The sequence below is a fragment of the Streptomyces sp. NPDC098789 genome (assembly GCF_044759975.1).
GTDB lineage: Bacteria > Actinomycetota > Actinomycetes > Streptomycetales > Streptomycetaceae > Streptomyces.
This window is the reverse complement of sequence record NZ_JBIWAJ010000006.1, coordinates 197,330-219,555: the sequence shown is the minus strand read 5'-3', so window position 1 is coordinate 219,555 and position 22,226 is coordinate 197,330. Positions and strand designations below refer to the sequence as shown.

The window sequence follows — 22,226 nt, the reverse complement described above, 5'->3', positions numbered from 1 at the left end:
AGGGGGATGGATGCGGGGGAGGGCCCGCACAAGGCTCGGTGGGTATGTCCCGCCGTGAGGGTCCGGCAGTCCCGAGCAGCCCTCCCCACGCATCCGGCTCGGATGCCCGCCGGTCGGGCCGTGGCCTACCGGCGGGCGTACTCACGGAAACCGCGGCCGGTCTTCCGGCCGAGGCAGCCCGCGGCGACGAGGTGCTCCAGGAGCGGGGAGGGGGCCAGGCCCGGGTCCCGGAACTCCTTGTGGAGGACCTTCTCGATGGCGAGGGAGACGTCCAGACCGACCACGTCGAGCAGTTCGAAGGGACCCATCGGGTACCCGCCGCCCAGCTTCATCGCGGCGTCGATCTCGTCCAGGCTCGCGTAGTGCTGCTCGACCATCTTGATCGCGTTGTTCAGGTACGGGAACAGGAGCGCGTTCACGATGAAGCCGGCGCGGTCCCCGCAGTCCACCGGGTGCTTGCGCACCTTCAGGCAGATCCCGCGGACCGTGGCGTGCACGTCGTCGGCCGTCAGGACCGTACGGACCACCTCGACCAGCTTCATGGCCGGCGCCGGGTTGAAGAAGTGCATGCCGATCACGTCCTGCGGGCGCGAGGTCGCGCGGGCGATCGCGATCACGGGCAGGGACGAGGTGGTCGTCGCGAGCACCGCCCCCGGCCGGCAGACCTTGTCCAGGGTCGCGAAGAGCTCCTGCTTGACCGCCAGGTCCTCGGCGACCGCCTCGACGGCCATGTCCACCTCGGCGAAGGCGTCCAGCGAACCGGCCGGGGAGATCCGCTCCAGGGTCCGCTCGGCGGCCTCGGCCGTCAGCCGGCCCTTGTCCACCGCGCGGGCCAGGGACTTGCCGATCGCGGCCTTCGCCGCGTCCGCCTTGTCCTGGCTGCGGGCCGCCAGCACCACCGAGTAGCCCGCCTGCGCGAAGACCTGGGCGATGCCGCTGGCCATCGTGCCGGAACCGGCCACGCCGACCGTGGACACGGGACGGCTGGAGGCGATGACGGACCCGTCCAGCGGGGTCTGCAGGTCCCGCACGATGACCGGGCTGCCCTGGGCCTCGTAGGTGTAGAAGCCGCGCCCGGACTTGCGGCCGGTCAGACCGGCCTCCGCGAGGTGGCCGAGTATGGGGGCCGGGGCGTGCAGGCGGTCGCCGGAGGAGGCGTACATGGCCTCCAGGACGGTACGGGCGGTGTCGACGCCGATCAGGTCGAGCAGGGCCAGCGGGCCCATCGGCAGGCCGCAGCCCAGCTTCATGGCCGCGTCGATGTCCTCACGGGAGGCGTACTTGGCCTCGTACATGGCGGCGGCCTGGTTCAGGTAGCCGAAGAGCAGCCCGTCCGCGACGAAGCCGGGCCGGTCGCCGACCGCCACGGGCTCCTTGCCGAGCTCGCGGGCGAGCGCCGTGACCGCTTCGACGGCGGTCGGCGCGGTGAGCACGCAGGACACGATCTCGACGAGCTTCATGGCCGGGGCCGGGTTGAAGAAGTGCAGGCCCAGCACCCGCTCGGGGCGCAGCGACTCGGCCGCGAGCCGGGTCACGGACAGCGCGTTCGTGCCGGTGGCGAGGATGGTGTCGGGGCGCACGATCGTGTCCAGCGCGGCGAAGACCTGCTGCTTCAGCTCGTAGGACTCCGGGACGACCTCGATGACGAGATCGGCGTCGGCGGCGGCCGACAGCTCGCCGAAGGTGCGGAAGCGGGAGAGGACGGCCTCCCGCTCCTGCTCGGTGAGCTGCTCGCGGGCGACCGAGCGGGCGGTGGCGGCGGCCAGGGCGGCGGTGGCCCGCCGGGCGGCGCTCTCGTCGGTGTCGATGCCGATGACCTCGCGGCCGGCCCGGGCGAGGACCTCGGCGATGCCGGCGCCCATGGTGCCGAGACCGACGACGGCGATCGTCTGCAGGGCGGCGGGGCCGGAGGGGGACGGGGTGGGCTGACTGGACTGACGGTCCATCGCGGGACTCCAGTGAAGAGTGACGACTGAGGGAGGGCGCGCGGCTGGGGCGCGCCGGATGCCGTGCGGGGCGGGGCGCCGGTACGGGCCTGGGCCCGGGCGGGCGGGTGCCGTGCAGGGCTGTGCCGTGCGGGGCGGAGAGCGGCGGACCCTGTCCCGGGGCCGCGCCGTAAGAACATCGGTACCCGAAGAGATCGGAGCACCGGACCGACTGACACGGGGGCGGCTGCGTCACCAGGCCGCCCTCGTACGTGTTGAGAAGGACAGTAACTCGTCGGTAACCCGTTGACCAGAGCGCGGGAGATGTGACGTACGCCGCTCCTGCCCACCCCGACCCCCCTAGGGTGGGTCGGGTGAACGTGCTGGAGCGGCTGCGGGCAGAGGCGGACCAAGCGCCGGAGTACGAGGCGCTGTTGACGGCGCGGCCGGACGCCCTGGCCGCGTCCCTGACGGCGGCGGGCCGCCCGCTGTGGGCCCGCGAGCTGGCGGCGTACCGGCTGGGGCTGGCCGGTGACCGGCGGGCCTTCGAGTCCCTGGTGCTGCTGCTCAACCACCGGGACCCGCCGCGCTGCGAGGCCGCCGCGCAGGCCCTGGCGGTGCTGAACGACCCCCGGACCGCCCGCGCCGCGGCGGCCCTGGCCACCAACGAACTGCGCACGGCCTACGCGCTGCACCCGGTCCGGCTCCTGGTGGCGCTGCGGGCCCCCGAATCCGCCCCCGCCCTGATCGCCACGCTGGCCCGGCTGCTGGGGCCGCACGATCCGTACTGGCGGGTGGCGCTCGCCTGCGTGGAGGGGCTGGGCGCCCTCGCCGACCCGCGGGCCCGGGACGTGCTGACCCGGGCCCAGTCCCATCCGCGCCTCGCGGTGGCCGCGACGCGGGCCCTGCGGGGGCTGGACGCCCCGGCGTGACGGGGGCTAGGACGGCCTAGGGCGTGTTTCGAAAGTGGCGCCGGGCGCCCGAAGGGCGCGGCTCGCGGCGTCTGGTGCCGTGCATCGCAAGGCGGAGGAATGCCCGCCTACTGGACGTAATCGGGCGTTCCGACAACGCCGCGAGGTGCGGTGCCAGGCGTCGCGAGCCAGGCGGGACTTTCGAAACACGCCCTAGCCGCGGAAGCCCAGCATCCCGTGCAGGGCCGCGCCGCCGGCCGTGGGCGCGACGGCGCGGGTGGCCGCGGCCGGCTGGGGGTCGGGGCGGGCGGCGCAGGTGGCGTCGGCCGCCCTGCCCGTCGTCAGGTAGGTGGCCAGCTTCTCGTCCAGGCAGGTGTTGCCGCTCAGCGCGATGCCGTGGTTGCCGCCGCCGTCCTCGACGACCAGGGCCGAGTTCTTGAGCTTCTCGTGCATGCTCTTCCCGCCCTCGAAGGGGGTCGCCGCGTCCAGGGTGGCCTGGAAGAGCAGCGCGGGCGGCAGTTCGGCGTTGGTGACGTCCGGCGCGGCCAGCTGCTCGGTCGGCCAGAAGGCGCACGGAGCGTTGTACCAGGCGTTGTTCCAGGTCATGAAGGGCGCCTCGGCGTGCGTGCGCCACATGTCGGCGCGCCATTGGTTCCAGTCCTTCGGCCAGGCCGAGTCCCGGCACTGGACCGCCGTGTAGACGCTGTAGCTGTTGCCCGCCGAGGGCTCCACCGCGCCGAACTTCTCGTAGGCGGACACCAGGGGCTTGGTCTCGCCGCGCTCCGCGTAGGCGGCGAAGGCCTCCGCGAGGTTGGGCCAGTAGCCGTTGTAGTAGCCGCCCGGCATGAAGGTGTCCTCCAGCTCGGCCGGTCCCACCTTCCCGCCGGCCGGCGTGGTGCGCAGGTCCTCGCGCATGGCGTACCAGCGCCGCTCGACCCGCGCCGGATCGGTGCCCAGGCGGTAGGTGGCGTCGTGCCGGGCCACCCAGGCCAGGAAGGCCTTGTGGCGGGCGTCGAAGGCCCGGTCCTGCGCGAGGTTGTCGCCGTACCAGACCCCGCCGGGGTCGACGATGGAGTCCAGCACCAGCCGGTGCACGCGCTCCGGGTGCTGCTTCGCGTACACGGCGCCCAGGTAGGTGCCGTAGGAGTAGCCGAAGTAGCTGATCCGCGGCGCGCCCAGGGCGACCCGCAGCAGCTCGATGTCGCGCGCGGCGGACACGGTGTCGATGTAGGGCAGGACGTCCGCGTGCTTGGTCCGGCAGGACTCGGCGAAGGACTTCACCCGCTCCAGGTTGGCCTGCTCGACGGCCGGGTCGAGGGGGACGGAGTCCGGGCGCACGGGCTTGAAGTGGCCCGCGCCGCAGTCCAGGGTCGGTTCGCTCCTGCCGACTCCGCGCGGGTCGAAGCCGATGACGTCGAACTGCGCGGCCACCGCCTTGGGGAGCGCGGAGGCGACGTACCCGGCGAGGGAGCGCCCGCTGCCGCCGGGGCCGCCGGGATTGACCAACAGGGGGCCCTGGGAGGTCCTGGCGGTGTGCGGAACCCGGGTGAGGGCCAGCGAGATCTGCCGACCGGCGGGCCGGTCGTGGTCCAGCGGGACCGCGAGGGAAGCGCACTGCAGGGTCGGGTAGCGCGCCGTCTTGCAGTCGGTCCAGCGCAGTGCCGCAGCGGTGGGGGCCGCGGCGGTGACCGGGCTCGCGAGGGCGGTGGCGACGGTGGCGACGGACAGCAGCACCGCGGCGCGCTTCGTCAAGGGGCGGATCATGGGGCCTCCCAGCCGAGGGTTCTGGGCGGAATCGTCCCGGAACAGGGGAGTGGAAGACGGGATTGTGCGACGTATTGGCCCGATCTGATGACGCTTCAGCGGCGGGCCCGGCCGCAGATGGAGTACGGCCGCGGCGCCCGCGCCGTCCCGGCGCCGTCCCGGCGGCGGATTTGGGCGGCCGGGGCGGAGGTGATTGGCTTGCGCGGGACGAGTGAACACAACTGCTGGAGGAACAGCTATGGCGCAGGTCGAGGCCACCACGGAGCGGATCATCGCGGCTGACGCGGAATCCGTGTTCGACGCGCTGGCGGACTACAGCGGCACCCGGGGCAAGCTGCTCCCCGAGCACTTCAGCGAGTACGAGGTGCGCGAGGGCGGCGACGGCGAGGGCACCCTGGTCCACTGGAAGCTCCAGGCCACCAGCAAGCGCGTGCGCGACTGCCTGCTGGAGGTCACCGAGCCCACCGACGGGCAGCTCGTGGAGAAGGACCGCAACTCCTCCATGGTCACCACCTGGACCGTCACCCCCTCGGGCGAGGGCAAGTCCAGGGCCGTGGTCAGCACCGTGTGGAACGGCGCCGGCGGCATCGGCGGCTTCTTCGAGCGGACCTTCGCGCCCAAGGGCCTGGGCCGCATCTACGACAGCGTGCTGGCGAACCTGGCCGCCGAGGTCGAGAAGGGCTAGTACCGCCCCCCGCGGACCGGTGGGCACGCCCTGGGCGGCTCACCGGTTCGAGTGGACTTCCCGGACCGGCGCCGACCGGCGCGCCGCACCCTGGGCGCGGGCGGGGGCCGTGGATAGGCTGGGACCCCTGCGTCGCGACCGACCGCCCGGGGGCCCTGATGAAGATCCTCGTCTCCGCCGACATGGAAGGCGCCACCGGCGTCACCTGGCCCGCGGACGTCCTGCCCGGCACCCCCCAGTGGGAGCGCTGCCGCGCCCTGTTCACCTCCGACGTGAACGCGGCCGCCCTCGGTTTCTTCGACGGCGGCGCCGACGAAGTGCTCGTCAACGAAGCCCACTGGACCATGCGCAACCTGCTGCTGGAGCGGCTCGACGAGCGCGTCCAGATGCTCACCGGCCGACACAAGGCCCTCTCCATGGTCGAGGGGGTCCAGCACGGGGACGTCGACGGGATCGCCTTCGTCGGCTACCACACCGGCGCGGGCGAGGAGGGCGTCCTCGCCCACACCTACCTCGCCAACTCGATCACCGGGGTGTGGGTGAACGGCGTCCGGGCGAGCGAGGGGCGGCTCAACTCCCTCGTGGTCGCCGAGTACGGCGTCCCCGTCGTCCTGGTCACCGGCGACGACCTGACCTGCACGGACGCGGCCGGCTACGCCCCCCGCGCCCGGACCGTCGCCGTGAAGGACCACGTCTCGCGCTACGCCGCGGTGTGCCGGACCCCCACCCGGACCGCCGCCGACATCCGCTCCGCCGCCAAGGCGGCCACCGCCCTCGCCGTGCGCCACGAACCGGTGGCCGGCGGCCCCTTCACCGTCGAGGTCGAGTTCGACGCCGAACACCTGGCGATGGCCGCGACCGTCGTGCCGGGGGTCGAGCGGTCCGGGGAGCGCAGGATCGCCTACACCAGCGGGGCGATGTACGAGGGGATCCGGACCTTCAAGACGGTCACGACGATCGTCTCCGCAGCGGTGGAGGAGCAGTATGGGTGACATGGAACAGGTTCTGGATCCTATGGACCCGATGGGCGTGAGGGACGGGACGGCCGTCGACCGGCTGGCGCTCGACGAGGTCGTCGAGTTCACCTCCGGCCTCATCCGCATCGACACCACCAACCGCGGCGGCGGCGACTGCCGGGAACGCCCGGCCGCCGAGTACGCCGCCGAACGCCTCGCCGCCGCCGGGCTGGAGCCCGTACTCCTGGAGCGCACCGCGGGCCGCACCAACGTGGTCGCCCGGATCGCGGGCACCGATCCCGTGGCCGACGCGCTGCTCGTCCACGGTCACCTGGACGTCGTGCCCGCCGAGCCGGCCGACTGGAGCGTGGATCCGTTCTCCGGCGAGGTCCGCGACGGGGTGGTGTGGGGCCGCGGGGCCGTCGACATGAAGAACATGGACGCGATGATCCTCGCCGTCGTCCGGGCCTGGGCCCGGGCCGGGGTCAGGCCGCGCCGCGACCTCGTGATCGCCTTCACCGCCGACGAGGAGGACAGCGCCGTCGACGGCTCCGACTTCCTCGTCCGCCGGCACGCGGACCTCTTCGAGGGCTGTACGGAGGGCCTCAGCGAATCGGGGGCCTTCACCGTCCACGCCGGACCCGGCGGCCCCCTCTACCCCGTCGCGGCCGGCGAACGCGGCACCGCCTGGCTCAAGTTGACCGCCCACGGCACCGCGGGACACGGATCCAAGCCGAACCGGGCCAATGCCGTCACCCGGCTCGCCGCCGCCGTCGCCCGGATCGGCGCGCACGAATGGCCCGTGCGGATCACCGACACCGTCGCCGCCTGCCTCACCGAACTCGCCGCGCACCAGGGGATGTCCGTCGACCCGAAGGCCCCCGGATTCGACCTCGACGCCCTACTGGACCAGCTCGGACCCGTCCGGATGCTGGTCGAGGGGACGCTGCGCAACAGCGCCAACCCCAGCATGCTCGAAGCCGGTTACAAGGTGAACGTCATCCCGGGGCGGGCCACCGCCTACATCGACGGCCGGATGCTGCCCGGCGGCGAGGCGGAGTTCCACGCGACCTTGGACGCGCTCACCGGTCCCGACGTCGCGTGGGAGTTCCACCACCGCGAGGTGGCCCTCCAAGCGCCGGTCCACGGAAGGACGTTCGCCGTCCTGCGGGAGGCCGTCGAGCACTTCGACCCCGAAGGCCGGGTGGTCCCCTTCTGCATGGCGGGCGGCACCGACGCCAAGCAGTTCTCCCGCCTCGGCATCACCGGCTACGGCTACTCCCCGCTCAAGCTGCCCCCCGGCTTCGACTACTGGTCGCTCTTCCACGGGGTGGACGAACGGGTCCCCGTCGAGGCCCTGCACTTCGGGGTCAAGGTCCTCGACCGCGCGCTGCGGACCTTGTGATGGCGCCCTCCGTACCCGCGCAGCCGGCCGTGCCGACCGCGCCCTACGGCACGTGGCCCTCACCCATCGCCGCCGCGCTCGCCGCCGCGCACGACGGCCGGCCCGAGTACCTGGGCACGGTCGGCGCCGAGGTGTGGTGGACCGAGCCGCGCCCGGACGAGGGCGGCCGCCGCACCCTGGTCCGCCGACCGGCCGACGGCGGCCCCGCAGCCCCCGCGCTGCCCGCGCCGTGGAACGTGCGCAGCGGCTTCACCGAATACGGCGGCCGGCCCTGGGCCGGACGCGAACGCGGCGCCGACGAAGGCCCGTTGATCGTCTTCACGCACTTCGCCGACCAGCGGATGTACGCGTACGAGCCGGACGCGCCCGGCGCCCGCCCCCGCCCGCTGACCCCCCTCGCCGCGATCGGCGCCGGGCTGCGCTGGGTGGACCCGGTGCTGCGCGAGGGCGCCGTGTGGTGCGTCATGGAGGAGTTCACCGGGCCCGCGCCGACCGACGTGCGCCGGGTCCTGGCGGCCGTACCGCTGGACGGATCCGCCGCCGAGGACCGCTCGGCGGTGCGCGAACTCACCGACGACCGCCACCGGTTCAGCACCGGCGCGCGGCTCTCGCCGGACGGGCGGCAGGCCGCCTGGCTGGTCTGGGACCATCCGCGGATGCCCTGGGACGGGACCGAACTGCTGCTGGCCGAGGTCACCGCCGAGGGCGGCCTCACCGGCGTCCGCACCGTGCTCGGCGGCCCCGACGAGGCCGTCGCCCAGGTCGAATGGGCCGCCGACGGCAGCCTGTTGGCGGTCAGCGACCGGGGCGGTTGGTGGAACCCGTACCGGGTGAGCCCCACCGGCGGCGCCCCCGTCAACCTGTGCCCGCGCGAGGAGGAGTTCGGCGGCCCGCTCTGGAAGCCGGGCCTCGCATGGCTCGCACCCCTGGCGGAAGGGACCGTCGCCGTCCTGCACGGACAGGGCTCCTCGGTGCTCGGCCTCCTCGACCCGGAGACCGGCGACCTGGTGGACGCGGCCGGACCCTGGACCGCCTGGCAGCCCGCCCTCGCCGCGCACGGCACCCGCGTCTACGGCGTCGCGGCCAGCCCGCGCAGCCCGTACGAGGTGGTCGAGCTGGACACGGCGAGCGGCCACGCCCGGCCCGTGGCCACCGAGGGCGGCGGCCGCCGGCCCGGCCCGGTGGACCCGGCGTACTACCCGGAGCCGCAGAGCCGGACCTTCCTCGGCCCCGACGACCACGAGATCCACGCGCACGTCTACCCGCCCCACCACCCCACCCTGCGGGCCCCCGCCGACGAGCTCCCGCCGTACGTGGTGTGGGCGCACGGCGGCCCCACCGACCACGTGCCGCCCGTGCTCGACCTGCACATCGCCTACTTCACCTCCCGCGGCATCGGGGTGGCCGAGGTCAACTACGGCGGTTCCACCGGCTACGGGCGGGCCTACCGCGAGCGGCTGCGCGAACAGTGGGGCGTGGTCGACGTGGACGACTGCGCCGCGGTGGCCCGCGCGCTGGCCGCCGAGGGCACCGCCGACCCGCGGCGGCTCGCCATCCGGGGCGGCAGCGCGGGCGGTTGGACCGCGGCGGCCTCGCTGGCCGCCACCGACCTCTACGCCTGCGGCACGGTCATCTACCCGGTCCTCGACCTCACCGGCTTCGCCGCCGAGACCCACGACCTGGAATCGCGCTACGCCGACGGCCTCGCCGGGCCGCCCGAGACCCTGGCCGTCCGCTGCCGCGACCGCTCGCCGCTGGCCCGCGCCGACCGGATCACCGCACCCTTCCTGCTGCTCCAGGGCCTGGACGACGCGGTGTGCCCGCCCGCACAGGCCGAACGCTTCCTCGCCGCCATGCGCGGGCGTTCGGTGCCCCACGCCTACCTCGCCTTCGAGGGCGAGGGGCACGGTTTCCGCCGGGCCGACACCTTGGTCCGCGCGCTGGAGGCCGAACTGTCCCTGTACGCCCAGACCTTCGGCTTCGCGCGCGGGGACGTGCCGCGGCTGGAGCTGCGCGCCTGAGCGGAGCCCCTAGGGCGTGTTTCGAAAGTCCCGCCTGGCTCGCGACGCCTGGTACCGCACCTCGCGGCGTTGTCGGAACGCCCGATTACGTCCAGTAGGCGGGCCTTCCTCCGCCTTGCGATGCACGGCACCAGACGCCGCGAGCCGCGCCCTTCGGGCGCCCGGCGCCACTTTCGAAACACGCCCTAGCCTGGGCGGATGTCCGAAGCCGAGCGCGTCGCCGCCGATGTCACCGTTCCCGCTCCCGTTCCCGTTCCCGCTCCGCGCTACCTCGCCGAGGGCCCCCGGGTGGGCCTGCGCCCGCTGCGCCCCGGCGACGGGCCCGAGTTCACCCGGCGCGTGCGCGAGAGCCGGACGCTGCACCGACCGTGGCTGTTCCCGCCGGCGACGCCCGAGGAGTACGCGGCCTACGCGGCCCGGCTGAGCGGCGCGGACGCCGTCGGCGCGGGATTCCTGGTGTGCGAGCGCGACGGCGGGGCGATCGCCGGCTTCGTCAACGTGAACAACATCGTGCGCGGGGCGTTCCAGTGCGGGGCCCTGGGCTACGGCGCCTTCGCGCACGCCGCGGGCCGGGGCCTGCTGAGCGAAGGGCTCGGGTTGCTGCTCCGGCACGCGCTGAGTGCTCCCGGCGCGCCCGCCGGAGACGGGCTCGGCCTGCACCGGCTGGAGGCGAACGTCCAGCCCGGCAACACCGCCTCGCTCGCGCTCGTACGCCGCCTCGGCCTGCGCCTGGAGGGCCTCTCGCCCGCCTTCCTGCACGTCGACGGAGCCTGGCGCGACCACGAACGCTGGGCGATCACGCGGGAGATGCTCGACCCGACGGTCCCGCATCACGCAGGATGAGGAGATGCGAACGATCGTGCTCCTCGACGCCCCGTCCAACCTCGGTCTACGCCCTCCCGCCCCCGGCGCCGTGCCCGGGGTCCACAAACTCGCCGGGGCGCTGCGCGAACAGGGCCTGCTGGCCCGGCTCGGCGCGCGCGAAGGCGGGGTCGTCGTACCGCCGCGCTACGACCTCGGTGACTGGCGGGAGGGCGACGGCGTCTTCCACGCCCGCTCCCTCGCCGCCTACACCGTCGTCCTCGCCGATCGGATCGAGAAGCACCTGCGGGCCGGGGAGTTCCCGGTCGTCCTCGGCGGGGACTGCTCGATCCAGCTCGGTGCCTGCCTCGCGATGCGCCGGCTCGGCCGGTTCGGGCTGGCCGCCATCGACGGCTCCGCCGACTTCCGCCATCCCGGCAACGAGGAGCTGAACGGCCCGGTCGGGGCGGCCGCGGGGGAGGAGCTGGCCCTGGCCACCGGGCGCGGGCAGGCCGACCTGAGCGACATCGAGGGCCGCTCCCCGTACCTGCGGGACGAGGACGTACGGCTCTTCGGACTCCGGGACGGGGACGCGGACCTCCCCGAACTGGCCGCCGCCGGGATCATGGCCGTCACCGTCGGGCAGATCCGGGAGGCCGGGGCCGGGCCGGTGGCGCGGGTCGCGCTGGAGGGACTGCGGCCGCCGGTCACCGACGGCTTCTGGGTGCACCTGGACGCCGACGCGCTGGACCCGGGGGTGATGCCCGCCGTGGACAGCCCCGAGCCGGGCGGGCTGCTCCCGGACGAGCTGGGCGAGCTGCTGGCCGTCCTCGTGAAGTCCCCGCGCTGCGTCGGGCTCAACGTCACCGTCTACGACCCCGACCTCGACCCGGACGCCAGTGCGGGCGCGCTCCTCGCCGACCTGGTGGCCGGGGCCTTTGCGTAATCCTGACCGGGTGTGATCCGCCGTATGGCTGTGCTTCGGTCGCCGTGGCGTGTTCCATTTCCCTCATGGCCACGATCGTCCGACGCTCCGTAGTGACGCTGCCCGCAGCCCCGTTGGGGCCCGAGAACCCGCTGCCCACCCTGGGCGGGCCCGCCGAGGTCCACGCGCTCGACGAGCGCTCCCAGGGCGGTCTGCCCCGCGAGATGGTCCGCCAGATCGGCTACGAGCCGCTCAGATCGCTGCTGCCGGTCAGGATGCTCGACGGCTACCGGCGCGAGCGCGCGCAGGGCGAGTTCGAGTCCGTCGTGCTGGAGAACGCCCACCTGCGGGTCACCGTGCTGCCCTCCCTCGGCGGCCGCGTCCACTCGATCGTCCACCTGGCGACCGGACGCGAACTGCTCTACCGCAACCCGGTGTTCCAGCCCGCCGCCTTCGCCCTCAACGGGGCCTGGTTCTCCGGCGGCATCGAGTGGAACATCGGCGCCACCGGGCACACCACCTTGTCCTGCGCCCCGCTGCACGCGGCGCTCCTCCCCGCGCCCGACGGCACCACGATGCTCCGCATGTGGGAGTGGGAGCGGCTGCGCGACCTGCCGTTCCAGGTGGACCTGTGGCTGCCCGAGGACTCGGAGTTCCTCTTCGTCGGCGTCCGGGTGCGCAACCCGCACGAGCGGCCCGCGCCCGTGTACTGGTGGTCCAACATCGCCGTCCCGGAGGACTCCGGCACCCGGGTGCTCGCTCCGGCCGACGAGGCCTGGCACTTCGGCTACGAGCGCGCGCTGCGCCGGATCCCCGTACCGCGGTGGGAGGGCGCGGACCGCACCTACCCGCTGCGCGGCGAGTACCCCGCCGACTACTTCTACGAGGTGGCCGAGGGGGACCGGCCCTGGATCGCCTCGCTCGACGACGGGGGGTACGGGCTGGCGCAGACCTCCACCGCGCGGCTGCGCGGGCGCAAGCTCTTCGTGTGGGGCGCGGGGCGGGGCGGCCGGCGCTGGCAGGAGTGGCTGACCGAGCCCGGGACCTCGGGGTACGCGGAGATCCAGGCCGGGCTCGCGCGGACCCAGCTGGAGCACGTACGGCTGGAGGGCGGGGGCGAGTTCAGCTGGCTGGAGGCGTACGGGCCGCTGGCCGCGGAGGCCGGGGCGGTGCACGGCGACGACTGGGCGGCGGCCCGGGGCGAGGCCGGGCGGGCGCTGGAGGCGGCGCTGCCCCGGGAGCGGGTGGACGCGGCGTACGCGCAGTGGCGGCCGTACGCCGACCACGCACCGCAGGAGCGCCTCGCCGTCGGGTCGGGCTGGGGCGCGCTGGAGGTGCTGTGCGGCGGGCACGAACTGCCCGGCACCCCCTTCGAAGAAGCGGACCTGGGGGAGGCCCAGGAACCCTGGTCGGAGCTGTGGCGCACGGGGGTGTTCCCGAGCCCGCGCCGGGTGGCCCCGCCCGGGCCGAGCCTGGTCGCCGCGCACTGGCGGGACATGCTGGAGACGGCCCCGGCGGACCCGCTGACCGAGTACCACCTCGGCGTCGCGCAGTGGCACGCGGGCGACGTGGCCCAGGCGGTGCGCAGTTGGGAACGCGGCCTGGCGCTGGCCCCCTCGCGCTGGCCGCTGCTGCGCTGCATGGCGGTCGCGGACCGGCTCGCGGGCGACAAGGAGCGGGCGGCCGACCGGTACGCGGAGGCCTTCGATGACCTGGCTCAGGAGAGCCGGGGCGGTGCGGCCTGGACGGCGGCCGAGGCCGCCCTGGGCCGGGAGGCGATGACCGCGCTGCTGTCGGCGGGCCGTCCGGCCCGGGCCCGCGCGGTCTGGGAGCGGCTGCGCCCCGCCCTGCGCGAACAGGGCCGCTTCCTGCTGCTCGCCGCCCGGATGCTGGCGGCGGAGGGCCATGTGGGCGCGGCGCTGCGGGTCTTCGAGGAGGGCTTCGAGGTGGCGGACCTGCGCGAGGGGGACGAGGAACTGGGCGAGGTGTGGACGACCCTGACCGACCGCCCGCTACCCCGCCGCTACGACTTCCGCATGCGCCCGGCCCGGACCTGACGGGCGGGGCCGGGCCGCGACCGGCCGGCGGGGTCGGCCACGGGGTCGGCCGTGGGGTCCGTCAGACGCGGCACAGGAGCTCGCCGTTCAGGACCGAGAACCAGGCGTCGGGCTCCTCGCCCCAGGCGCGCCACGCCGCGGCGATCCCGGCCAGGCCGGCGGCCGTGGCGTGGCCGCCCTCCGTGGCGACGCGGGCGTAGGAGGACGCCGTCGTGCGGTCGGCCCACAGCCCGCTCCACCACGCCACCTCCTCCGGCGTCGCGTAGCACCACGAGGTGGCCGTCGCCGTGATGTCGGTGAAGCCGGCCGCCCTCGCCCAGGACAACAGGCGCCGCCCGGCGTCCGGCTCGCCGCCGTTGCCGCGGGCCACCCGCTGGTACAGGTCCTGCCAGTCGTGCAGGCCCGCGACCTCGGGGAACCACGTCATCGCCGCGTAGTCGGCGTCGCGCACGGCGACGATCCCGCCGGGGCGGCAGACGCGCCGCATCTCGCGCAGTGCCCGGACCGGATCGCCCACGTGCTGCAGCACCTGGTGGGCGTGGACCACGTCGAAGGAGTCGTCGGGGAAGTCCAGCGCGTGCACGTCGGCCGTGGCGAACTCGATGCCGTGCAGCCCGCGTTCCCGCGCGTACTCCCGGGCCTGGGCGACGACGCCCTCGGCGGCGTCCACGGCGGTGACCCGGCCCGGCGCGACCAGCTCCGCCAGGTCGGCGGTGATGGTGCCCGGCCCGCAGCCGACGTCCAGGACGCTCATGCCCGGACGCAGCGATCCGGTCAGGTAGGCGGCCGAGTTCGCGGCGGTGCGCCAGCGGTGCGAGCGCAGGACCGATTCGTGGTGCCCGTGGGTGTAGACGGCGCTCTCGCGGATGGTGTGGGCGGTGTCGCGGGCGGTCTCGGGCGCGCTCTCCATGGCGGTGACTCCTCGTCGTCGAAGTGGTCTCGCAGCGGTGGCGAAGGTGTGTCACCACCGTAGAGGATCATGTCGGAGTGTGAGATATGCGTATCGCGATGTGGACGCGATCCCTGCGGGGAAAGGGGATTGGGTGGTCCGGTAGCCGGGGAAACGAGGTGCGAGGACAGTGGGCCACAGGAGGCGGAGCGCCTTGTGAGAGGACGGTGGGACCCGTGGGAGGACATCGGCCGGACGCGCTGCTGGACCAGCACGCGAAGGCGCTGGAGCTCTTCGGCGCGTACGTGCGCAGGATCGACGACGGGCAATGGGACGGGCCGACCCCCTGCACCGACTGGACCGTGCGGGAGCTGGTCAACCACGTCACCGGCGAGCAGCTCTGGATCCCGCCGCTGGTGACCGAGGGGCGGACCGTCGAGGAGGTCGGCGACACCCTCTCCGGTGACGTGCTCGGTGCGGACCCGGTCGCCGCCTGGGAGCTGGCCGCGGCCGCCGCACACGCCGCCTTCACCGCCCCCGGCGCGCTGGAGCGGACCGTGCAGGTCTCCTACGGGCCGACGGGCGCGGCGGCGTACTGCTCGGAGCTGACCGCCGACTGCGTCGTGCACGCCTGGGACCTCGCGCGGGGCATCGGGGCCGACGACCGGCTCCCGGACGGCCTCGTCGAGTTCTCCATCAAGGAGGTCATGCCGTACGCCGACGGGCTGGCGGCCGGCGGGGCGTACGCCGCCGCGCTGGAGGTGCCGGCCGGCGCGGACGCCCAGACGCGGCTGCTGGCGCTCATCGGGCGCGCGGGCTGAGCCGGCCCGGGGCCGCGCCGACCGTGCGGGTGCGCGAGGCGCGCGACAGGTAGGACATCCAGATGAGCGGCAGATCGGGTCAAAGGACCGTATAAAGGTCGGGTCGGCCGTGGCGGCCGGCCGCCGGAGGTCGGACGGAAGCGGTGGTGCAGGCGGTGGCGGGGATGCGGCGCACGGCGGCAGAAGGACGTGGTCCGGTCCGGTACGGGCCCCCGGCCCCGGAACCGGGCCTGCCCGTGCTGCCGGAACTCACCGCCGTCCTCGCGGCCGCCGCGGGCCGCTCGGCCCCCGAGCCGCCGGGCGGCGGCGCGGCCGTGCGCGAGGCGCCTGCCGCCATTGGGCGCGGCGCGGCCTACCGGTCGAGCCGGACGCCGTGGCCGCCGGACCGGGCGGGCCCGCACTGCTGCTCGCCCTGCTCGGCGCGTACGGCGGGGACGTGCTGCTGCCCCGCCCGTGTCCCGCCTGGTGGACCCCACAGGTCCGGCTGCTGGGACGGCGCGCCTACCACGTGCCCACCCCTGCGGAATGCGGCGGCGTGCCCGACCCCTACGCCCTGCTGGAGACCGTACGGCGGGTGCGCGCCGAGGGCGGCGACCCCCGGGTGTTGCTCCTGTCGGTGGCCGACGACCCCACCGCGACCGTGCCGCCGCCGGAGGTGCTGCGCGAGGCGTGCGAGGCGGCCGAGTCCGCCGGGCTGTTCGTGATCAGCGACGAGACCTGGCGCGACACCCTGCACCGACCCCATGAGGACGCGGTCCTCAGCCCCGCCGAGATGCTGCCCGACCAGGCCGCCGTGCTGCTCGACCTGTCCGGCGCACTGCTGCCCGGGGGATGGCCCGCGGCCGTCGTGCGCTTCCCCGGCACCGCGCGCGGCACCTGGCTGCGCGCCCGTACGCTCGACGTGCTCACCGCCACCGGCGGGCTCGTCGCGGGCCCCGTCGCCGTGGCCGCCGCGCACGCCCTGGACGAACCGGCCGCCGTCGTCGCCCGCGCCCGCTCCGCCGCCGCCCTGCACGCGGCGGTGGCCGCGGCCGCGCACCGCGAGCTGCTCGCCGTCGGGGCCCTGGCCCGACCCCCGCGCGCGGGGCGCCACCTCTACGCCGACCTGACCCCGCTGCGCGCCGGACTCGCCCGGCACGGCGTCGGCGACGCCATGGAGCTGGAGGACCACCTGGGGGCCCGGCTCGGCACCCCCGCGCCCGGCGGACAGCGCTTCGACGACGAACTGGGCGCGCTGCGCTTCCGCCTGTCGACCGGCCCGCTGCTGGGCGCCACTCCCGAGGAGCGGCTGGCCGCCCTCCAGGCCCCCGACCCCCTCGCGCTCCCGCACGTACGGCGGTCCCTGGACCGGTTCGCCTCGGTGCTCGCCGAGCTGACCTGATCCGACCGGCCCGACCGGTCGCCGCCGCGCCACCGACCCACCCCGCACCCGACGTGCCGGTGAACGGAGAATCCTTGATGAGGGATCGGACGGAACACCGCGCGGGCGCCCCCTCGGCGCACGGCCCCGGTGGCCGGGGACCGGCGCGACCGGGCGGGCCGGGGCCGTCGCGGGGGGCGCGACCGCCGGGGGAAGCGCGGACGCCCGGGGAAGCACGGGTACCCGGGGACGTACGGGCCCTGGGGGAGGTGCGGCGGTGGCCGCGGTCCTTCGCCGACCGGCTGACCACCCCGCTGCCCGGGCTGCGCGCGTTCGCGCGGCTCGCGCGCGAGGGCGCGCTGCGACCCCGGCCCGAGGGCCTGCGGGGGATCCCGGACCTGCCCTACGAGCCCGGGCCGCTGCCCGCCGCGGCCCCCGGCACCGTCGCCGTCACCTGGGCCGGACACGCCAGTTGGGTGCTGCGCCTGGGCGGGCTGACCGTGCTCACCGACCCGGTCTGGTCCCGCCGGATCCTCGGCACCCCTGCCCGGTTGACCCCCGTCGGGGTCCGCTGGGAGGACCTGCCGCCCGTCGACGCCGTCGTGATCAGCCACAACCACTACGACCACCTCGACGCGGCCACCCTCAAGCGGCTGCCCCGGCACACCCTCCTGTTCGTCCCGGCCGGACTCGCCCGCTGGTGCCGCCGTCGCGGGTTCACCCGGGTCACCGAGCTGGACTGGTGGGAATCCGTCGAACTGGGCGGCGTGCGCTTCGACTTCGTCCCCGCCCACCACTGGTCCAAGCGCTCGCTGCTGGACACCTGCCGGACCCTGTGGGGCGGCTGGGTCCTCACCGATCTCGCCGCGGGCAAGAAGGTCTACTTCGCGGGCGACACCGGCTACGGGCACTGGTTCGGCGAGATCGGCCGCCGCCACCCCGGCATCGACCTGGCCCTGCTGCCGATCGGCGCCTACGCCCCGCGCTGGTGGCTGCGCGACGTGCACGCGGACCCGGAGGAGGCCGTACAGGCCTGCCTCGACCTCGGCGCCCGCCGGATGGCCCCGATGCACTGGGCCACCTTCGTGCTGTCCGCCGAACCGGTCCTGGAGCCGCTGCTGCGCGCCCGCACCGCCTGGAACCGCGCGGTCCTGCCCCGGGAAGACCTCTGGGACCTGCCCATCGGCTCCTCCCGCGCCTTCTAGCAGGCCGTGGCGGACCGGTCAGGCCGTCCCGTGCTCCGCCCCGCCCCGGACCCGGCGCCACACCGCCGGGGCAGCGCTGATCAGCAGGGTGAGGCCGACCGCGAGGGCCACGCCCTTCCACGGTTCGGCGAAGAGCGACCCGCCCACGATCCCGATCAGGCCGTAGGTCGCCGCCCACGCCAGACACGCGGGGGCGTCCCCGCGCGCGAACCGGGCCAGCGGCAAGCGGGCCAGCAGGCACGCCAGCATCACCGGGATCCGCCCGGCCGGAACCAGCCGCGACACCACCAGCACCAGCACCCCGTGCTCGTCCAGCTTCCGCGTCGCCCGCTCCAGCCGCTCCGGGGTGGCCCGCCCGCGCAGGGCCTCCAACCACCGCGAACCGCTGCGCGAGCGGACCCCGCGCTGCCCGAGCCAGTACAGCGCGACGTCCCCGAGGAACGCCCCCAGCGCCGCCACGCCGCACACCAGCACCACCCCGAAGGGCAGCGACCGCTGGTGGAAGGCCACCACGGCCGCCGAACTCACCAGCGCCCCGGTCGGGATCACCGGCACCAGCGCCCCGAGCGCCACCAGCACGAACAACGCCGGATAGCCCACCACCTGCTGGGTGCTCTCCGTCGGCACCTGCTGCACGTACTGCATCTGATGCACAGCCTCGTGCAGGATCACGGCAGCCGCACCCGCTCCCCGTGCCCCGGCACCCGCACGGCCACCCCCGGCGCCCGCAGCCCCGCCGCCCGCGCGAACTCCTCGCCCGGAGCGTGGAACTCGTGCGGGCGCACCGCGTCCATGCCGATCGGCCAGTACGTCCCGTAGTGCACCGGCACCGCCGCCGCGGGCGCCAGCAGGGCCAGCGCCCGCGCCGCCCGCCCCGGGTCCAGGTGCCCCGGGCCCAGGTACGGGCCCCAGCCGCCGACCGGGAGCAGCGCCACGTCCACCGGTCCGACCTCCTCGGCGATCGTGTCGAAGAGTCCGGTGTCCCCGGCGAAGTACGTCGTCGCCGCGCCCGTCACCACGTACCCGAGCGCCGGCGCGAGCTGCGGACCGAACGGCAGCCGCCGTCCGTCGTGCCGCGCGGCGACCGCCCGGACCCGGACCCGCCCCACGGAGGTCTCCTCGCCCGGCGCCACCTCGGTCACCCGCAGCCGGCGCGCACCCGCGACCCGCACCAGCCCCGGCACGGCCCGTCGCGCCCCGCGCGGCACCACCAGCCGGGTACCCGGCGCCAGCCGGGCCAGGGAGGGCAGGTGCAGGTGGTCGGCGTGCAGGTGCGACACGAGCACCGCGTCCGCGACGGCCGCCTCCGCGGGCGGCACCGCGCCGCGCCGACGCCGCAGGTGGGCGAGGCGCCGCGCGAACAGCGGATCGGTCAGCAGCCGCACCCCGGAATCCTCGACCGTGCAGGTGGCATGCCCCCACCACGTGATCTCCACCGGCACCCCGGACCCTCCCTGCCTCGGCCCCGTCCCGGCGGGCTCCTACCCCGGACGTCCCCTGCGAGCCTAGGCGGTCACCGGCCGAACCGCCCGTACTCCCGCGCCCGCAGTGGCCGAAGTCCCCCTCCTCGTGGCGGCCGGATCGGAGTAGGGTCGGGCGGCATGGATGAGCTGCGCGTCGCCGCAATCGCCAGCCTGACCCCGCTCGAAGAACTGGACGCCGACCCCTTCGTCGTGGACACCCGCACCCAGCACGCCATGTGCGCCCGCTGGGCCGCCGACCACGGCTACGTCGTGACCCGGAAACTGCTGGTCTACGGGCTGCGCGCCGATCACTGCGGGCTGTGGTCCGACGTCGACTCCGGGCAGGTCGACCTGTTCGTCGTCCCCAACGACCGGGTCCTGCGCCGGGCGCTGCGCTCGGTCGAGGAGTTCACGGCCGAGTGCGAGCGGCGCGGCGTCCGGCTGGAGACCGCCGGACACGAGGAGCCCGCGTACACCTCGGGGATGAAGGCCGAGGTGCACCGCAGGATGTCGATGCCGACCGCGGGCTACGACGGCACCTGACGCCGGGCGCCCGACGCCCGGCGCGCGCGTCGCCCCGACGCGCCCGGGCCGCCGTTCGTACGTCCGTACGCCTTCCACGTCACCCGACCCGGCCACCTTCGCTGTGCGACGCTGGGGCGGGGCCCGCGAGTGCTGGGGCCGGAAGGGTTTGCCGGGTCGCGGTGTCCGGTGCGGTGCATCGCAAGGCGGAGGGCCGCGGCTCGTACTGGACGTACTGTCGTGGTCCGACAACGCGGAGAGGTGCCGTGCCGGGCGCCGTGACACGGTGAACCCTTCCGGTCACAGCACTGGCTCGGCGCGGGCCGGGACACGAGGTGGGTACGACGTGCTGCGAGGCCGATGGCGGACCGCGGGCAGCGCCCTGGCGCGGGTGATCCTCGTCTGGGCGGTGTCCACCCTGACCATGCTGCTGTTGGCCGCGGTCCTGCCGGACTTCCACCTCCAACCGGCCCCCGGGGGCGCGGGCGGCGACAGCATCACCCGGATCGGGCTCACCGCCGCCTGGGGCGCCGGAGCCTTCGGCCTGCTCAGCGCATTGGTCTGGCCCGTCGTGGTCCGGGCCCTGCTCCTGGTGCCGGCTCTGGTCCTCGGCCTGCTGGTGTTCTTCCTCAACGGCTCGCTGCTGCTGCTCGCCCTCTACCTGATCCCGAACGGCCGCGGCGAGGCCGCCCCCGAGACCGCGGTCGTCGTGGCCGCCGTGATGTCCGCGGTCGCCTCCGCCACCTCCACCGCGCTGGCCGTCCGCGACGACGGGGCCTACCGCCGACGGCTCTACCGGCTGGCCGACCGCAAGCGCCGCCGCCAGGGTCGCGGGGGCGCGCCCGGCGCCGGTGAATCCGCGCCCGGACTGGTCTTCCTCCAGCTCGACGGCGTCGGGTACGAGGTGCTGCGGCGCGCGGCCGGCGCCGGGCTGATGCCGACGGTGGCCGGGTGGCTGGACCGCAGCCACCGGGTCACGTCCTGGCGCACCGACTGGTCGAGCCAGACCGGCGCCAGCCAGCTCGGCATCCTGCACGGCTCCACCTTCGACGTGCCCGCCTTCCGCTGGTACGAGAAGGACACCGGCGAGGTCGTGGTCTGCAACCGGCCCAGCAGCGCCGCCGCGCTGGAGCGCCGGGCGAGCGCCCGCACGGGCGAGCGCGGACTGCTCGCCCTCGACGGCGCCAGCCGCGGGAACCTCTTCAGCGGCGGCGCGGACCAGCTCGCGCTGGTCCTGTCGGTGTCGGCCCGGCGCGGGCCCGGCAACCGGTCCCGGGCCGGGTACTTCGCCTACTTCTCCGACCCGGCCAATGCGGTGCGCACCTTCCTGTCCTTCGGCGCCGAGGTGGCGCGGGAGATCGGCCAGTCGGTGCGGGCGCGGCTGCGCGGGGCGGTCCCCAGGGTCTCGCGCGGCGGGCTGTACCCGGTGATCCGGGCCTTCGCGACGGTGGTGGAGCGGGACGTGGTGGTGGCCGCGGTGATCGGCGACGTGCTGGCGGGGCGCGCCGCGGTCTACGCCGACCTGGTGGCCTACGACGAGGTGGCCCACCACTCGGGGCCGCACGGCCATGACACCGACCAGGTGCTCGCCCGCCTCGACCGCAGCCTCGCGCTGATCGCCCGGGTCGCCGAGCACGCGCCCCGCGACTACCGGGTCGTGCTCCTCTCCGACCATGGCCAGAGCCCGGGCGAGACCTTCCTGGGGGCGTACGGGCTCACGCTGAAGGACCTGGTCCGGGCCGGCTGCGGGCTCCCGGTGCCCCGCCGGGCGGGCCGCACCCACAGCGGGGCCGAGGCCCGGGCCGCGGTGCTGACCGCCCTGCACCGCCCGGTGGAGGAGGGCGAGCTGGCCCGTCCGGCGCGCGGTCCGGAACCGGTGGTGCTGGCCTCGGGCAACCTGGGCCTGGTCTCCTTCCCGGCGGTGCCGGGCCGGGCGACCCGGGAGCGGATCGAGCGCGACCACCCGGCACTGCTGCGCACCCTGGCCGAGCACCCGGGGGTGGGCTTCCTCCTGGTGGACGGCCAGGTGCTGGGGCCGGGCGGGGCGGTGGCGCGGCTCTCGGTACCGGGGGAGGCGGAGGAGCTGCTGGCCGCCTTCGGCCCGGGCGCGGCCGAGGCCGTCCGGCGCACGGACTCCTTCCCGCACGTCGCCGACATCATGGTGAATTCGGCGTACGACCCGGCGACCGGCGCGGTGCACGCCTTCGAGGAGCAGATCGGCTCGCACGGCGGGCTGGGCGGGGAGCAGGGACACCCGTTCCTGATGTGGCCCACGGTGCTGACCGAACCGGAGGAGGACCTGGTCGGGGCGGAGTCGGTGCACGCGCTGCTGCGGCGCTGGCTGCGGGAGGCCGAGGACGGTCCGCAGGTCCCGGTGGCGGACCGGGCTCAGCTGGCGGATCGGCTGCCGGTGGAAGATCGCCGGTCCGAGGGCGTCCGGAGCGGAACACTTCCTTCCGCGCAGGTGGCTGGGCAGGACGAAAAGCACTGATTTGGTGCGGCCTTTGCCGTACCGG

The 22,226-nt window shown here is 75.2% G+C and carries 17 protein-coding genes and 1 pseudogene; 13 read left to right on the top strand and 5 right to left on the bottom strand.

All coding sequences use genetic code 11. From position 1 onward, the window contains the following. Positions 1-125: 125 nt before the first annotated feature. Positions 126-1,946 carry a 3-hydroxyacyl-CoA dehydrogenase family protein gene (locus ACIQWR_RS15605; RefSeq protein WP_404008988.1) on the bottom strand — a complete coding sequence of 607 codons (1,821 nt, stop codon included), beginning with the start codon at positions 1,944-1,946 and terminating at the stop codon, positions 126-128. A gap of 353 nt (positions 1,947-2,299) precedes the next feature. Here ACIQWR_RS15605 and ACIQWR_RS15600 point away from each other — a divergent pair, with 353 nt between their 5' ends. Beyond that, on the top strand, positions 2,300-2,857 hold the full coding sequence (locus ACIQWR_RS15600) for a HEAT repeat domain-containing protein (protein ID WP_404008985.1): 558 nt from the start codon (positions 2,300-2,302) through the stop codon (positions 2,855-2,857). Between the two features lie 192 nt (positions 2,858-3,049). Here the strand turns inward: ACIQWR_RS15600 and ACIQWR_RS15595 are convergent, their stop codons facing one another. Then, the gene (locus ACIQWR_RS15595) at positions 3,050-4,588 is read right to left on the bottom strand and encodes an alpha/beta hydrolase (RefSeq protein ID WP_404008982.1); all 1,539 of its coding nucleotides are present in this window, start codon (positions 4,586-4,588) and stop codon (positions 3,050-3,052) included. A gap of 250 nt (positions 4,589-4,838) precedes the next feature. Here ACIQWR_RS15595 and ACIQWR_RS15590 point away from each other — a divergent pair, with 250 nt between their 5' ends. The 7 genes from ACIQWR_RS15590 (at position 4,839) to ACIQWR_RS15560 (ending at position 13,450) form a co-directional block, all read left to right on the top strand. Continuing rightward, positions 4,839-5,285, top strand: coding sequence for an SRPBCC family protein (locus tag ACIQWR_RS15590; protein WP_399260221.1), 447 nt, complete (start codon positions 4,839-4,841; stop codon positions 5,283-5,285). A gap of 158 nt (positions 5,286-5,443) precedes the next feature. Continuing rightward, complete coding sequence (locus ACIQWR_RS15585) at positions 5,444-6,277, top strand: M55 family metallopeptidase (protein ID WP_404008979.1); 834 nt, start codon at positions 5,444-5,446, stop codon at positions 6,275-6,277. A gap of 1 nt (position 6,278) precedes the next feature. Then, positions 6,279-7,646 (top strand): M20/M25/M40 family metallo-hydrolase, encoded by a 1,368-nt coding sequence (locus ACIQWR_RS15580; RefSeq protein ID WP_404008977.1) that lies wholly within the window; start codon positions 6,279-6,281, stop codon positions 7,644-7,646. Then, positions 7,646-9,667 carry a prolyl oligopeptidase family serine peptidase gene (locus ACIQWR_RS15575; RefSeq protein WP_404008974.1) on the top strand — a complete coding sequence of 674 codons (2,022 nt, stop codon included), beginning with the start codon at positions 7,646-7,648 and terminating at the stop codon, positions 9,665-9,667. Before ACIQWR_RS15580 ends, ACIQWR_RS15575 begins: the two co-directional genes overlap by 1 nt. Before the next feature lie 198 nt (positions 9,668-9,865). Next, a complete protein-coding gene (locus ACIQWR_RS15570) occupies positions 9,866-10,510 on the top strand; it encodes a GNAT family N-acetyltransferase (RefSeq protein WP_404008971.1) in 645 nt (214 codons plus the stop codon). A 4-nt stretch (positions 10,511-10,514) separates the two neighbouring features. After that, complete coding sequence (locus ACIQWR_RS15565) at positions 10,515-11,414, top strand: arginase family protein (RefSeq protein ID WP_404008968.1); 900 nt, start codon at positions 10,515-10,517, stop codon at positions 11,412-11,414. Positions 11,415-11,479: 65 nt separating this feature from the next. Beyond that, on the top strand, positions 11,480-13,450 hold the full coding sequence (locus ACIQWR_RS15560; protein ID WP_404008966.1) for a DUF5107 domain-containing protein: 1,971 nt from the start codon (positions 11,480-11,482) through the stop codon (positions 13,448-13,450). A gap of 61 nt (positions 13,451-13,511) precedes the next feature. On the opposite strand, the gene ACIQWR_RS15555 is transcribed toward ACIQWR_RS15560, so the two are convergent. After that, positions 13,512-14,360: a class I SAM-dependent methyltransferase gene (locus tag ACIQWR_RS15555; protein ID WP_404008963.1), complete on the bottom strand. Its 849-nt coding sequence runs from the start codon at positions 14,358-14,360 to the stop codon at positions 13,512-13,514. Positions 14,361-14,575: 215 nt separating this feature from the next. On the opposite strand from ACIQWR_RS15555, the gene ACIQWR_RS15550 reads away from it, so the two are divergent. The 3 genes and pseudogenes from ACIQWR_RS15550 to ACIQWR_RS15540 all read left to right on the top strand — a co-directional run bounded on the left by ACIQWR_RS15550 (position 14,576) and on the right by ACIQWR_RS15540 (position 17,725). Further along, positions 14,576-15,160 carry a TIGR03086 family metal-binding protein gene (locus ACIQWR_RS15550; protein ID WP_404008961.1) on the top strand — a complete coding sequence of 195 codons (585 nt, stop codon included), beginning with the start codon at positions 14,576-14,578 and terminating at the stop codon, positions 15,158-15,160. A gap of 164 nt (positions 15,161-15,324) precedes the next feature. Next, positions 15,325-16,541: pseudogene (locus tag ACIQWR_RS15545) on the top strand (aminotransferase class I/II-fold pyridoxal phosphate-dependent enzyme). A 77-nt stretch (positions 16,542-16,618) separates the two neighbouring features. After that, positions 16,619-17,725: an MBL fold metallo-hydrolase gene (locus tag ACIQWR_RS15540; protein ID WP_404008958.1), complete on the top strand. Its 1,107-nt coding sequence runs from the start codon at positions 16,619-16,621 to the stop codon at positions 17,723-17,725. A gap of 18 nt (positions 17,726-17,743) precedes the next feature. Here ACIQWR_RS15540 and ACIQWR_RS15535 read toward each other — a convergent pair whose 3' ends face one another. Next, positions 17,744-18,370, bottom strand: coding sequence for a DedA family protein (locus ACIQWR_RS15535; protein WP_404009379.1), 627 nt, complete (start codon positions 18,368-18,370; stop codon positions 17,744-17,746). A 23-nt stretch (positions 18,371-18,393) separates the two neighbouring features. Next, the gene (locus tag ACIQWR_RS15530) at positions 18,394-19,167 is read right to left on the bottom strand and encodes an MBL fold metallo-hydrolase (protein ID WP_404008956.1); all 774 of its coding nucleotides are present in this window, start codon (positions 19,165-19,167) and stop codon (positions 18,394-18,396) included. 159 nt (positions 19,168-19,326) lie between these two features. On the opposite strand from ACIQWR_RS15530, the gene ACIQWR_RS15525 reads away from it, so the two are divergent. Together ACIQWR_RS15525 and ACIQWR_RS15520 are read left to right on the top strand one after the other, a co-directional pair. Further along, complete coding sequence (locus ACIQWR_RS15525; RefSeq protein WP_404008953.1) at positions 19,327-19,731, top strand: hypothetical protein; 405 nt, start codon at positions 19,327-19,329, stop codon at positions 19,729-19,731. A gap of 325 nt (positions 19,732-20,056) precedes the next feature. Then, positions 20,057-22,201, top strand: coding sequence for a phage holin family protein (locus ACIQWR_RS15520; RefSeq protein WP_404008950.1), 2,145 nt, complete (start codon positions 20,057-20,059; stop codon positions 22,199-22,201). The last annotated feature ends 25 nt before the right edge of the window (positions 22,202-22,226 follow it).